This window comes from Mesorhizobium sp. WSM4849 (genome assembly GCF_055811385.1).
Genome location: NZ_JBVVPW010000009.1, coordinates 224615 through 238239, shown reverse-complemented (window position 1 = coordinate 238239; position 13625 = coordinate 224615). Strand labels below are relative to the sequence as shown.

Here is a 13625-nt window from a genome sequence, read left to right as displayed (position 1 = left end):
TGCCGGTTACCCCGCCCCCCCCAGGCCGCGGCCGAGCCCCCCCCCCCCCCGTCCCCAACGACCGGGTTTTAGGAGCCGGCCCCGTCCCCGGGCCGGCTCCACTTTTTCAAGCGGTACTGGCTTCTGGTGATGACGATCCGACTTGCGCGTTGGGAATGGCGGGAGACGACCGGTGCGGACATTGGTCCGATTGCGACAAATTCAGCGGCGCAATAAGCTTCGGCCGTGAGCTACCAGGCGATGAAAATTCGAGTGATCTGTGATCAGAGAACTGTTCGGGAATGTTTCCTAGACGCTTGGTCACATTGAGAGGTTTCCGGGCACCGTCAGGACACAGAAGGAATCTGAATACGACTGGGCGCAAACCGAACCCCAATTGAGACACAACTGAAACACATCGACGCGCCGGGCGACATGCATACGAAACGTTTTGGGCGGATGGTCGAGCCGCACGCAGGCCATGAGCGCAGGAGCGTCGCCAATGACACCCGACCAGATTCGACTTGTCCAGGATAGTTTCCACGAGGTCCTCCCGATACGCGTGGCAGCCGCGGCTCTGTTCTATGAACGCCTGTTCGCGATCGACTCGGATCTTCGCGCACTGTTTCTGGCGAGCGACATGCCCAAGCAAGGCGCAGAGCTGATGGCGAGCCTGGGCTCCGTCGTGCGCGGACTGGATCGTGCCAACACCGTCCTTCCGACCGTACGCGAGCTCGCCAAGCGTCATGTGGCCTGCGGTTTCAAGGAGCATCATTACCCGATCGTCGGGCAAGCGCTCATCGACACGATGGCGGCCGGCCTCGGCACGGCCTTCACGCCGGCGGTCCGCGAGGCTTGGGAGGCAGCCTATGCGTCGCTCGCAAGTGTGATGATCGCGGCTGCCCGCGAGGATCAGCTCGCAGCGTGAGGTATCCGATGCCGGAACAATCGGCACTTAAGTTAGCGATGTTCGCGCTTTGAAACCAAACGCGCCCGTGGCCCAGCCCGGCGGCCGGGATTGACAGTGGCTGTCGATTCCCGTGGTTGCATCCGCAGTTTAACGGATCCACTCCCTCGAATTCGACCATAATTCGACGGAGGCTCAAACGCTCACTCCCCTGGTCTTATCGCAACCTCCTCTAATCGACGGCGCGAATGGTCGCGTCGCGAGGATGGAGACAAAAATGACCACTATCGATCACGCAAACTATTCCGCCTCGAGAGACAGGCTCGACGCTATCGGCTTTGCCAAATACGCGATCCGCCTGGCCTTCCGTGCATTGAAGATGCGCAGCGAGCGAGTCACGCTACATTCAATGCCCGACCATCTGCTCAACGACATGGGCATCGGCCGCTCGGAGATCGATCACGTCACGTCCATGCGGTTTACAATTGCCAACAGCGCTCAACGCGGTCGCTTGAACGCGAAATGATGCTGATCCACATTGACCCGGCCTGCTGAACAGGCTCGGCTCGACGGGCGCGAGAGGTTGCCCCGAAGTCGGGCCAGGCCTTCAACACAAGAATTACTCAACCGCGCAATCCCTGGCGATCACCTCGCCGGGGTTTTGGCGCTTTGAACAAGGCCCACGTCTCGCAGATCGTTTCGTAGCGTGGAAGCATGTGGATCAAGCAATTCCATGGCAAATTCCACGAACGCAACCACCCTCGTTCAAACGCAGCGCCGTCACAAAGAAGCGGTCCGGCAAATTCGCCGCACTATTCACTTGGAGAAGACGATGCAACACACCACCAAGGCCTCAAGGCCACCGTTGAACGGCGTCGACACGCCGAACCTTCTGGCAACGATCAACTTTGTCGCCGGCCAGCCTGAACTGGCCAATTTCCAGTTCCGCGCCCACAACGAGTGGGTCGAAGGCACCCACAGCAAGAGCGTCATGCTCGGCTTCCACGGCGCCGGCCAGGAACAGAAGCATGCCAAAGCCTATTACGCCGACAGCGACCACCCGGCCGTGCTGTGCGGCGCCGATCACGGCCCCACCCCGGTCGAATGGCTGCTGCATGCGCTCGCCAGCTGCCTGATGGCGGGCGTCGCCAATATCGCCGCGGCGCGCGGCATCAAGCTGACCAAGGTGCAGTGTTCGGTCGATGGCGACATCGATCTGCGCGGCATCCTCGGGATTTCCGACGCGGTCCGAAACGGCTTTCAGAACATCACGGTGGCGTTCGAAATCGAGGGCGATGCGCCGTCCGAGAAGCTCCAGCAACTGGTCGAGCAGGCACGGGCACGGTCCGCGGTCTTCGACGTGCTGACGAACGGTGTTTCCGTTTCGGTCGGTGTCAAAACCATCCAGTGATCCACCCGGAAAGGCGGTTCGGACGGGTGTCTGAACCGTCGCCTCCAAAACTGATGGAAACAATATGGAACAGGCTGACGTTGTCATCGTCGGCGCTGGCCAGGCGGGCATCGCCTTGAGCCATTGCCTTCGAAAACGCGGGATCTCGCATGTCGTTCTGGAACGCGGGCGCATTGGCGAACGGTGGCGGTCCTCGACATGGCGTTCGCTCCGCCTTTTGACGCCCAATTGGCTGAACGGGCTGCCAGGCTCCCCATATTGTGGCTCCGAACCCGACGGCTACATGAGCCGCGACGCGTTTGTGGAAACCCTGGTTGGCTATGCCCATCGATCGCAAGCGCCGGTGCGCTCGTACGTCGATGTCTTGTCGTGCGAACCGGATGGGCAAGGCTTCAGGCTGCGGACGACCGCCGGCGACTGGTCGGCGAAAGTCGTCGTTGTGGCCACCGGTCATTGCGACGTGCCGAGCATGCCCTTCCCGCTGCATACCAGCGCGGACCAACCGGTCAGCATCCACGCTTCGCAGTACCGAAGTCCCGACCAGCTTGCGTCAGGCGGCGTGCTGGTTGTCGGCGCATCGTCGTCGGGCGTCCAGATTGCCGACGAGCTGCGACGCAGTGGCAGACGCGTAATCCTGTCCGTCGGCAAGCACACGCGTTTGCCGCGCATCTGGCGAGACAAGGATATCTTCTGGTGGCTCTACCATATGGGATTCATGTCCCAGCGGCTGGACGATTTGACAGATCCCGACAGCGCCAGACGACAGCCTTCACTTCAACTTGCCGGTCGGGCGGATCGCTCCAATGTCGATCTGGCGACCCTTCAGGGCATCGGAGTCGAACTCACCGGGCGGTTGAAAGGCATCTCGAACGGGATAATTGGCTTTGCCGATGATCTCAAAGATAGCATCACGGCGGCGGACGCCAAGCAGGACCGGCTCCTTCGCCAGGTCGACCAGTTCGCGGGTCACAAATCCATGGCCGGCGCCCCCGCCCCGATCGAGGTGCCGACGAATTGCCTCAAGCGCCTGTCGTTCGCGAACGACGACATCGGCACCATCATATGGGCGACCGGCTACAGCCGCTCGTTTTCATGGCTGAAACTGCCCGTCATCACCGCCGATGGCGAACTGGCCCACAAGGGCGGGATAACGACCGTCGCCGGCCTCTATGCGCTTGGCTTTCGCTTTCTGCGCAAGCGCGATTCCAATTTCATTGGAGGCGTTGGGCCGGACGCGCAAGCGATCGCCGACCATGTCTCACACTATCTCGGTCAGAGCGGCCTCAAGGCAGCATAAGGACATTCCGATGCTTTCCAATGTCGTCCCCGCACATTCTCACTACGACGCCATCATCGTCGGCGCACGCTGCGCCGGAGCCTCGACGGCAATGCTGCTCTCCCGGGCAGGATTGCGGGTGCTGGCAGTCGACCGCCAGTCCTATAGATCTGACACGCTGTCTACACACGCGCTGATGCGACCAGCCGTCATGCAGCTTTCGCGTTGGGGCCTGCTCCAACCGTTGATCCAAAGCGGTGCGCCGGTGATCAGTTCTACCACTTTTCACTATGGCGAGCAGGAGGTCACGGTGCCCATTCGGCCCGAGCCAGATATTCCGGGCCTGATCGCTCCACGCCGCACGGTGCTTGATCGCATGTTGGTCGATGCAGCACGAGCCGCTGGAGCCACGATTATGCACGACACTCCGGTCCATGATCTCATGTTCGACGCACATCGCCGTGTTCGCGGCGTCACATTGAGAGATGCCGGCGGCCAAACTCGCGAGATAAGCGCCGATATCGTGGTTGGAGCAGACGGGCTCGGCTCGTTTATCGCTCGCAAGGTCGAGGCACGGACGCTGGTGGAGGGGCGGTGCTCGGTGGCACATGTCTTCGGCTACGCCCCCGCGCCGGCGTTCTCGGGATACCACTGGTATTTCGGCCGGAACTTATCCGGCGGCGTGATACCGACGAATGACGGGCTTGCCTGTATCGTCGCATCCGTTCCGACCGAGCGGTTTGACGCGGAGTTCCGTTTCGATCTTTCCGCCGCACAGCTTGCCCTAGCAGCGCTGGCACCCGGATTGGGATCGCGGGTCTTCGGCAATGGTGGCGAACGTCTGAAGGCCTTCCGCGGCACGCCCGGCCGATTGCGGCAGGCATACGGCCCTGGCTGGATGCTGGTCGGCGATGCCGGCTTCTTCCGCGATCCGCTGACCTCGCATGGTATTTCCGACGCCCTGCGTGATGCCGAAGGGGCCGCGACGGCAATACTTTCCTGTCGCGAGTCCGCATTGCGGGAGTTCCAGGAAGTACGCGACAGCCTCGCGCTGCCCATCCTTGAGACCACGGACGCCATCAGTGCCTTCGACTGGTCCCTCGAAGAGCTACCTGAACGCCACAAGCGCTTCAGCGAGGCGATGAAATCCGAAGTCGCTGTGCTCTTGGCCCGGGCGGCGCGCGATCGCGAGGTTCCGCCTCTCCCGCAAGGGCTAGTGACGTCGCAGCTAGAGGCAATCTGAAACACAAAACAAGGAGCAAGGCTATGCAAACGACCATACGATCCGGATGGTCCGGAGTCCGGTTCGGACAACCGGAAGTCGGGGCCAGTGCTGAGCGAAGGCGCATCACTCGGGCTAGCGACATCATTGCGTTCAGCGACATGACCGGCGACAGAAACCCACTCCACTACGATGATGTCCTATCCGCCCGCACCGTATTCGGCCGTCTCATAGTTCAGGGCGGTGTCACTTCCGGCCTGCTCAATGCTCTGGTGGCCGAGGACTTACCGGGACCCGGCAGCGTCTTTCTTGGCGTCGAGTGGAAGTTCCTCAAGGCCGTCGGGATCGGCGAGGAGATCGTCGCACGCGCGGAGGTGCTTAGCGTGCGGGAAGACAAGCCGATCTGCACGCTGTCAACCACCGTCGCAAACTCGGCAGGCGAGATTTGCCTGTCCGGCACGGCAACAACCTACACTGTGCCGCTCGATTAGCCGCCATAGGCTGCCGGGCGGCTCCGCATTTCCATGCTCTCCCACACGCTGTCTCCAACGGGCAGAACGCATGTTCGAGGAACTAAGCGGAATGGTCCGCTGCAAACCAAGGAGCCAACTTTATGAACATCTCATTCGGTATCTATGCAACCCCGACATCCACTCTGTGGAAAGACATCCGCAAAGGTCCGCCGCTCGAGGCAGTCCGGGAGCACCTCGACCGGGTGATTAACTTCAGACGCCTTTGCGAGATCGCTCGCAGGGCTGAGGTCCGGTGACGGAGTACGGGTCAAATGCGATGGCGGGCGTGAAGACACGTCCGCCATCGGTTTGGGTGTTGCGAACCCAAATGCTTCGTCGCTAATGTAAGGCCGACCATACGGTTAGGACAACCGGATTGAGCTCGGCCTTCGAAGTAAGGGTCTTTGGCGACCTCACGGTTCGCCGTGACGGCGAGCCTGTGGCCCTAACGCAATCGCGCAAGACGCGGGCGTTACTCGCCTATCTGGCCGTGCAGCAAAAGCAGCAGCGCCGCGAGTGGCTTTGTGAGATGTTCTGGGACGTCCCTGATGATCCTCGGGGCGCGCTGCGTTGGAGCCTTTCGAAGCTGCGCCAGATCTTAAACGCCGACGGCGAGACCCGGCTTGCGGCCGATCGCAACGTGGTCCAACTGAAGCCGGGATCAATCTGGCTCGACTACGATCTGATCAGGGGCCTGTCGGCCGATGCGGTTGGTTCGCTGCCTACAGAGCGTCTGGAAGCGATCGCTGCGGCTTTCGCCGGCCCGTTCTTGTCGGACCTCTATCTGCCGCGCTGCCAGGCGTTCGAGGCTTGGCGCGTCTATTGTTCGAACGAAACCGAGATTCTGCACCTGAAGGCGTTACGCGCCCTGATCGATCGCCTGGGCGACGAGCCTGAGCGGGCGCTTCCCCACCTGCACACGCTGCAGTCACTTCTTCCAGACAATGATCTAGCAGACGAGATCGCCCGCATTAACGATCAGGCTCGACTGACCGTCGCCGCTGCCCCGATCCGAAGTGGCACGACCGCTGGACCTGTTAGCCGGCCGGCCCCCGAACCTCCGCTGACGGGGCCTATGCCCGAACCCGTCCCGTCGCCTTCGACGAAGGTTTCGTCAGGTAAGCAGCAGATACGCTACGTCAATGCCCGCGATGGCACCCGGATCGCCTATGCCATCAGCGGATCCGGGCCAGCGATCGTGCGTGCCTCGCACTGGATGTCCCATCTCGACTTCGATTGGGAAAGCCCGGTTTGGGGACATTGGATCGACGGCCTGTCCAGCGGCTTCACGCTTGTACGCTACGACGGGCGCCTGAACGGCCTTTCCGACACAGTCTGTGAGGATGTGTCTTTCGATGCATTCGTCGACGATCTTGAATGCGTCGTAGAGGCCGTGGGCCTCGACCGTTTCGTCCTCCTTGGAATATCGCAAGGCTGTGCTGTCTCGGTCGAATACGCCATTCGCCATCCCGAGAAGGTCGCGGGTCTCTTGATTTGGGGGGGATATGTTCGTGGATGGCGAGCGCGCGGAAATGCGGCGGAGATCGTCAGACGCGAAGCAATCTCGGCGTTGATGCGCCGGGGCTGGGGTCAGGACGACCCATTGTTCCGCCAAATGTTCACCAACCTGTTTATACCGGGCGCCAATCGCGTGCAGATGGATTGGTTCAATGAGCTGCAGCGCCGGACACTCACGCCGGAAAACGCGATGCGGTTGAGCTATGTCTTTGCCGACATTGACATATCGCGATCGCTTGAAAGGCTGCATGTGCCAGCGCTCGTCCTGCATGCCAACGGCGACCGGGTCGCGCCTTTCTCGGAAGGTTTGGAGCTCGCCAGATCGATAACTGGTGCCCGCTTCGTCGAACTGGAAAGCGCCAATCACATCCTTCTTGCCGAGGAACCCGCGTTCCGCAACTTCATTCTCGAGGCGTCGGCATTTGCCAACGAGGCGCTTCAGGCGCAAACGGTCGTTGCGGTCGACCCGAGGACCCGGCGACAGGCAACGATCCTGTGCGCCGATTTCCAATACGCCGAACCGGTGATGGAGAACCTGCCTCCCGATGTCGCGCTGGAGCGGGTCGATCCCTTCCTCATGCAGGCCACCGCACTCGTGCGCGACAACGGAGGAACGGTTCTGACGATTTCCGAGAACGAGCTGGTCGCGTCGTTTGGCGCGCCTGAGCCGCTCGAAGGACATGCTGCACTTGCCTGCCGAACCGCACTCGCGCTGCGCGAGCTCGCGCTGCGCCATGGCGATTGGATGACCGGCGTTCGTGCTGCCCTGGACACAGGCATCGTGATCGTCAGCCCGGCACGTGACCGGGCTTTGGAGGTGCGCGGCGGGCCGGTGTCCGTGGCCCATACCCTGAGCCAGGCGTTGGGGCGCGATCTCGTGGTGGCAACCGCCAGGACCCGGGCATCGGCTGGCGGCTTCGTCAGTATGGAAGCGCTGGCAACGCCACTTCTGTCGGAATACCCGAAGAACCAGCGGCTCTTTGAAGTGATCGAGATCAGGCGGGGCCGCTCGCGCTGGCAGTTGCGCGCCGAAACGCAGCTGTCGCCGTTCGTCGGCCGCGAGATGCAGCTGCAGATTCTGAACAAGGCCTGGCATGACGTATTCGACGGCGAAGGTCAGACGGTTTTCGTGGTCGGCGATCCCGGTCACGGCAAGTCGCGTGTCACGCATGAATTCGTTGGGGCCATCCCTCACGATGATGCTGAGAATCTGGAGGTCGGCGCGCTCGAAACGGACCTGCGCAGCGGCTTCGTCGTAATTCGGAAGCTGCTGCAAACCCTGTTCGGCGTGGGCGACACCGAAGCGCCGCCAATCGCAATCGAAAAGATATTGGCCGCGCAAAGCGCGCAAGGCTTCGATGAGCGGCTCCTCGATCCGATCATGGCAGTCATGGAACTGCCCGTTCAGGATCCGAACTGGGCTATCATTTCTGGCCAGGAGCGATCCCGGCGTATGCAGGAAGCAGCGGTTGGGCTTCTGCTCTTCCTTGGCCGCAGGAAGCCCGTCGTTCTCCTGGTCGAGGACCTTCATTGGATAGACGCCGAGAGTGAGGGGGTCCTGGTGCGGCTGGCGCAGGCACTGCCCACTGTCCGCTGCCTGCTTATCCTGACCTGTCGACCCGAATACGATCGCGGTGCCTTCGCCGCTGCAGGACCTTCCGAAATCCGCCTGCCGGCGTTCAATACGGCCGAAGCAGCAGCATTTCTTGACTACCTGGTTGGCAGGGACCCTGAGCTGGCGCAGCTCCGCGGTGCAGTCGGGGATGCGTGCAAAGGCAATGCATTGTTCCTGGAAGAGACCGTCCGCGCTCTCGCCGAGACCGGCAAGCTGGAAGGGCAGCCGGGCCGCTACCGGCCTTCTGGCGAGGTCGACGAGATCGTCGTTTCGGCGAGTATCCAGACGATCGTCGACGCTCGCTTCGAACGTCTCGACAAGGATTCGAAGCGGGTAGCCGAGGTCGCCTCGATCTTCGGCGGAGAGATTCCGGTGCCCTTGCTACGAAGGATGGCGACGCTGTCGAGCCTGCGCTTCGATGCCGCCCTCCAGAATTTGAAGAAGGCCGATCTCCTAGTGGAGCTTCAGGTTTTTCCCGAGGCTTTCGTCCGCTTCAAGCACGTCCTCATCCGAACTGCTGTGTCAGGACGTATCGTATCGTCGGCGCTCATTGAGCTCCACAGGACTGCGCTTGCCGAATTGAAGGCCCATTACGCGGACCGGCTTGAGGAGCACAGCGAACGCCTGGCCAGACACGCGCAACAGGCTCACCTCTGGGTCGAAGCCGTCGGCTATCTTCTGATCTCGGCTCGCAAGGCGATCAGGCGGTCGGCGCACGTCAGTGCACTTGAGCAGCTGGACCTTGGGGTCAGGCTGCTGAGGAGCAACGATGTCGCCGACGCCGATGAGCAAGAGATTGAGTTCCAGCTCGCGAGGGGCGTGGCCCTCATGGCGGCTCGTGGCTGGGGTGCGACCGAAGTGCTCGCCGCGTTCGAGCGCGCCGAGGAACTTTGCGGTAAGATCGGCGACCAGGCGCGTCTGTTCACGGCGCTGCGCGGGAGAGCCCAATACTACATGCTTAGCGGTAAGCCGGCAGCGGCGCAGGAACTGGCCTGCCGATGGGCTGGCATGGCTAAGGACGACAGCGATCCCGGTCTCGCGATCGAGACCGAGCACATGTTCTGGACAAACAATTTCTTCCTTGGGGAGACCGCGGCGGCCCAGAACCATGCGGAACGCGCCATCGGCCTCTACGACCCCGACCGCGATCATTATCTGACGTACAAGTACTCCGGTCATGACCCGGGCGTCTGCTGCCGCTGCTTCTCGGGATTGTCAGCCTGGCTGGCCGGCGAGCCGGATAAGGCAAGGCTACGGTGCGAAGACGCAACCGGGCTCGCCGGACGTTTCGAGCATCCGCTGAGCATGGCGCTTGCGTATTGGGGGACCAGCTACCTCCATATGTTCGCGGGGGAGCCTGAGGCCGCGCTTCGGGCGGCGGAAAGCGAGTTGCAGATAGCAGAGAAGTTCCAGTTGCCGCTCCTTGTCGGCCAAGCCGCGTTCCAGGTTGGATGGGGGCAATTCCGGCTTGGGGAACGGGGGGCCGGCCTGCGCGGCATGGAGGAAGCTATATCTGCCATTCGCCGGACCGGCGCTGAAATGGGGCTCCCCTATCTGATAGGCCTTTACGCCGAAGCGCTGGGCGACAGCGGCAGGCTGGACAGCGCTCGCAAGTCGGTTGAAGCTGCCCTCGAGCTCGGCCGCTACAACGGAACCTATTTCCAGCTCGCCGAAGTACTTAGGATCGAAGCCTGTATCCGCGAAAAGAGCGGTGGCGGACCTGACGAGATCGAGAAGATGCTCCACAAGGCTGCGAACGTCGCTACCTTGCAGCGTTCCGCGATTGGCCAACTGCGTATCGCTGTGGAACTCGCTCGCTGTCTTCGAAGCCTTGGAGATGTCGAGAAAGCGCGTGAACTTATCGCGCCTCACGGCGAGCTTGTCGGTAAGCTCGACGACAGCCAGGATGCGCGGGCGGCGCGTGAGTTCTTCTAGCCAACGTGGCTACGTGACGCGTGCCCAGCAACCGCGCCGCCGCCACTGCGGCTGAATAAGTCGGCCGGCTACGCTAGGTTTTCGAAATCCAGTATGCGTCGGTGAAGCCGACATGCCTCGCTTCACGGTGATACCGCGTTAGTCTGCCAGGCCCGCCTTGCGAAGGCCTTCGATATATCTGCTGCGATCGTCCGGTCGATAAAACGGCGGCAGCACCTCGGCGAGATTCGAAAGCCGCAACGTAGGATCGAGTTCGCGCAGGCGAGCCATCATCTTCTCGGCTTCCGAAAGCCGACCGGCCAAGACGTAACTTGCCGTCGCCACACGCGTCGCACTCGCGTAGTTTGGTTGCGAGCGCAAAGACCTTTTCGCCCACTCAGCAGCATCGTTGTAGCGCCCGGCACAAAAGTGAGCGAGCGCGGTGCAAAATTCCCAAACAAAAAAGCGAGGATCGAACGGACTGAGGCGCATTGCCTGCGCGGCGCGCTCGACGGCTTTCTCCGGCTCACCTAAGCACGCTTGAACCCAGGCGCTGTAACCCCACGCCGCAGCCAAGTTCGGGTTCAGGCCAAGCGCACGTTCGATGCAAGCCGCGCTTTCCTCCACATCGCCGCCTACATAGCCGAGCACGTATCCGCCGTACGAAAGGGCAATTGCATCGTCCCATCCAAGTTCGATCGCTCTCTTTGCCAGTCGGGTCGCCTCGGCAGTCTCTTCTAAGCGATCGATCATCCAGCGGTTGCTCTTTCGCGCCGCATAGCAGCGCGCCGCCCGGGCATAGGCGGCAGCGAACACCGGGTCACAGCCGATCGCCTTCATGAAGAACCGCAGAGCGTCATCCATGGTTTCCTTGGTGTTGACCGCTCGGTCGTGGTACGCCAACCCGCGCAGATAATAGTCGTAGGCGTCGAGGTCCTCAGTCGGCTTGCGCTTGGCGCGCTCAATTTCCGCCTCCTCGACCTTTGGGGTGATCGCGCCGACTATGCTCGAGGCGATCTGGTCCTGAAAATCAAAAACCTCGGCTAGAGTACCTTCAAAACGGTCAGCCCACAGGTGGAGGCCGCTCGAAGCGTCGAGGAGTTGTCCGGTGATGCGCAGGCGCTCACCCGCTTTCCGCACACTTCCCTCGACGATATAGCGGATGCCCAACTCCAGCCCGATCTGCTTAATGTCGACAGCCCGTTCCCTGTACGTGAAGCTCGAGTTCCGGGCGATGACGAACAAATGGCGGAATTGAGCCAGGACGGTGATAATGTCCTCGACAATGCCATCGGCAAAATAGCCCTGCGTTGGATCGCCGCTCAGATTTTGAAACGGCAACACTGCCACCGACGGTCGATCATCGTGTCTCGTTGGGACTGCCAGCACCTGCGCCGGCGCCGCGACGCCTGAGCTTGGCCCCGGCCGCTGATGTCCAGTTCGTTCGCGGGACTGCAGCGAAGCCGCCAGTGAGCTTGTCTGCGCCTCCGGCTCCGCATCCAGCTGCTTTTTCAGGGCATTGCGACAGAGCTCGAACTGGCGCAAGGCGGCGTTTTCGTGACCGCGATGAGCATGGATCCGAATCAGCGCCCGATGGGCGGCCTCCGCGGTAGGATCTGAGGCGAGCAATCTCTCCGCGAGCCCCTCGCAGGCCGTCTCTTCCGCCGAGCCGGGTATGGGCAGCGCGAGGCTCAGCCGATCGACCAACTGCAGCGCCTTGCGCTGATACCTGTCCAGATAGGGTCCAAACCACTCATCCAGTTCCTCAGGAATGGCTTCCCCTGCAAGCACGCCACCGCGGTAGAGGTCGGCGGCGAAGGCGAGATCGGTCGCCCGGCCCTCCTCCAGTTTCCGGTCGAAGATCGAAATGTCCGCGTCATCGGGACCGGCAATCAGCGCGATGGCTTCCTGATCCCCGTCGATGTAGACGGTGGCATCCTTGCCAGTCGGGAATGAGCGCCGGATGTCGACCAGCGCTTGCCGCAAACTATTGCGGGCCTGGCCATTGCTTCGTCCCGGCCAAAAGGTTTCGGAAAGCTGCTCGCGACGGTGGCCGCGGCGGCCCGCCAGCACCAGGGCGGCAAAAAGCAGCGAAGTCTTGCGCGTGGCGAAACGGACGCGCCGGCGCTCCGGCGAAATAACCTCTAGGCCGCCCAGCAACCTGATGCGCACAGATGGTCTCCAGACTTTGACCGCCGCGGCAGAATACATTTCAGAAGATAGTTTTAACACCGATTTAACGGCAGCTCGTCGGACTTTTCCGTTCTTTTCACGCACAGCCGAACAGCCCGAAAACACCCGCGTGGCACGCTCCCACCCACAAACATCGAATGGGAGACTAGAAATGGCTCATACGGAAACTCGCACCGGCCGCAGCGCGTCGAAAAAACGCCTGTTTGGATCTAGCAGGAAAAGCATAGCACTAATGATCGCCACCTTCGGGGGATGGCGACGGACCGTCGCAAGACGCAGGGCACTAGCCGACTTGACGCCCGATCAGCTCAACGACATCGGTCATCCGGAGGCCCATCGACCCGCACTCGACATCAAGGCAGGTCTGATGACGAACTTGATGTCGATGCGGTAAGATCGGCGTACCATTGCGCAAAGCTATCGACCTGCTCTCCAATCGCAACCCGCCCATGAGGCTTTCAGGCAGCGGCGGATGGGAGCAATATGGCGGCCAATTCAAACCTCCGGATCGCTGCGATGTTGGAAATCCCGGAAGATCGATGCGACCGCCACCGCCTGTTCAAGGCCATCGATGACGCGTTCAAGGCGGGCGACTTCGAGGGCCTCGGTGTGGCTCTCGGCGGCTCACCCGGCTGGTTCGACGAGCAGATGCCCTTAGAACTCGGCCTTGGGCATCCACTGGAGTATGCGATCTATTGGAGTCCCACCGCTTTCATCTCGATCTTACTGGATGCGGGCTCGGACCCGAACTATCACCACCACGGCGGTTTTCCGGCAATCATTGCGGCACTGTCCACCGACCGGGCTGACAGACTGGAAATCGTCCGAATCCTGATCGATGGTGGCGCAGACCTCAACATGCGGGGCGTAAACGACTGGACGCCGCTTCACTATGCGGTCGCCATCCGTAGCGTCGATGCCATCCGCCTGCTGTTGGCGGCGGGCGCCGACCCATCGCTCGAAACCCGCATCGACGACTATACGACGGCCCTCGAGGACGCCGACAATGCCGGCTTTGAAGCCGGCGCTTCGTTGCTGCGCGATGCGATGACCAGGCGCGGCTCCAATGGACGGTGAG

At 61.7% G+C, this 13625-nt stretch carries 9 protein-coding genes; 8 read left to right on the top strand and 1 reads right to left on the bottom strand.

The window, feature by feature from the left end:
- Positions 1–481: 481 nt before the first annotated feature.
- The 7 genes from AC0L3L_RS12820 (at position 482) to AC0L3L_RS12790 (ending at position 10375) form a co-directional block, all read left to right on the top strand.
- Positions 482–907 (top strand): globin family protein, encoded by a 426-nt coding sequence (locus tag AC0L3L_RS12820; RefSeq protein ID WP_473488667.1) that lies wholly within the window; start codon positions 482–484, stop codon positions 905–907.
- Positions 908–1163: 256 nt separating this feature from the next.
- Positions 1164–1412 carry a DUF1127 domain-containing protein gene (locus tag AC0L3L_RS12815; RefSeq protein WP_473637811.1) on the top strand — a complete coding sequence of 83 codons (249 nt, stop codon included), beginning with the start codon at positions 1164–1166 and terminating at the stop codon, positions 1410–1412.
- 306 nt (positions 1413–1718) lie between these two features.
- Positions 1719–2297: an OsmC family protein gene (locus AC0L3L_RS12810; RefSeq protein WP_473488665.1), complete on the top strand. Its 579-nt coding sequence runs from the start codon at positions 1719–1721 to the stop codon at positions 2295–2297.
- Positions 2298–2361: 64 nt separating this feature from the next.
- Positions 2362–3594 carry a flavin-containing monooxygenase gene (locus AC0L3L_RS12805; RefSeq protein WP_473488664.1) on the top strand — a complete coding sequence of 411 codons (1233 nt, stop codon included), beginning with the start codon at positions 2362–2364 and terminating at the stop codon, positions 3592–3594.
- Between the two features lie 10 nt (positions 3595–3604).
- On the top strand, positions 3605–4816 hold the full coding sequence (locus AC0L3L_RS12800) for an NAD(P)/FAD-dependent oxidoreductase (RefSeq protein ID WP_473637810.1): 1212 nt from the start codon (positions 3605–3607) through the stop codon (positions 4814–4816).
- Between the two features lie 23 nt (positions 4817–4839).
- The gene (locus tag AC0L3L_RS12795) at positions 4840–5286 is read left to right on the top strand and encodes a MaoC family dehydratase (protein ID WP_135937614.1); all 447 of its coding nucleotides are present in this window, start codon (positions 4840–4842) and stop codon (positions 5284–5286) included.
- A 397-nt stretch (positions 5287–5683) separates the two neighbouring features.
- On the top strand, positions 5684–10375 hold the full coding sequence (locus tag AC0L3L_RS12790) for an alpha/beta fold hydrolase (protein ID WP_473637809.1): 4692 nt from the start codon (positions 5684–5686) through the stop codon (positions 10373–10375).
- A gap of 138 nt (positions 10376–10513) precedes the next feature.
- On the opposite strand, the gene AC0L3L_RS12785 is transcribed toward AC0L3L_RS12790, so the two are convergent.
- Positions 10514–12631 carry a BTAD domain-containing putative transcriptional regulator gene (locus tag AC0L3L_RS12785; protein WP_473637808.1) on the bottom strand — a complete coding sequence of 706 codons (2118 nt, stop codon included), beginning with the start codon at positions 12629–12631 and terminating at the stop codon, positions 10514–10516.
- Between the two features lie 399 nt (positions 12632–13030).
- Here AC0L3L_RS12785 and AC0L3L_RS12780 point away from each other — a divergent pair, with 399 nt between their 5' ends.
- Complete coding sequence (locus tag AC0L3L_RS12780; RefSeq protein WP_473637807.1) at positions 13031–13624, top strand: ankyrin repeat domain-containing protein; 594 nt, start codon at positions 13031–13033, stop codon at positions 13622–13624.
- Position 13625: the final 1 nt, after the last annotated feature.

Bases quoted from the DNA above. Each gene is read 5' to 3' on its own strand.
- AC0L3L_RS12815 (WP_473637811.1), top strand. From the start codon at position 1,164: ATGACCACTATCGATCACGCAAACTATTCCGCCTCGAGAGACAGGCTC.
- AC0L3L_RS12800 (WP_473637810.1), top strand. From the start codon at position 3,605: ATGCTTTCCAATGTCGTCCCCGCACATTCTCACTACGACGCCATCATC.
- AC0L3L_RS12795 (WP_135937614.1), top strand. From the start codon at position 4,840: ATGCAAACGACCATACGATCCGGATGGTCCGGAGTCCGGTTCGGACAA.
- AC0L3L_RS12805 (WP_473488664.1), top strand. From the start codon at position 2,362: ATGGAACAGGCTGACGTTGTCATCGTCGGCGCTGGCCAGGCGGGCATC.
- AC0L3L_RS12780 (WP_473637807.1), top strand. From the start codon at position 13,031: ATGGCGGCCAATTCAAACCTCCGGATCGCTGCGATGTTGGAAATCCCG.
- AC0L3L_RS12820 (WP_473488667.1), top strand. From the start codon at position 482: ATGACACCCGACCAGATTCGACTTGTCCAGGATAGTTTCCACGAGGTC.
- AC0L3L_RS12810 (WP_473488665.1), top strand. From the start codon at position 1,719: ATGCAACACACCACCAAGGCCTCAAGGCCACCGTTGAACGGCGTCGAC.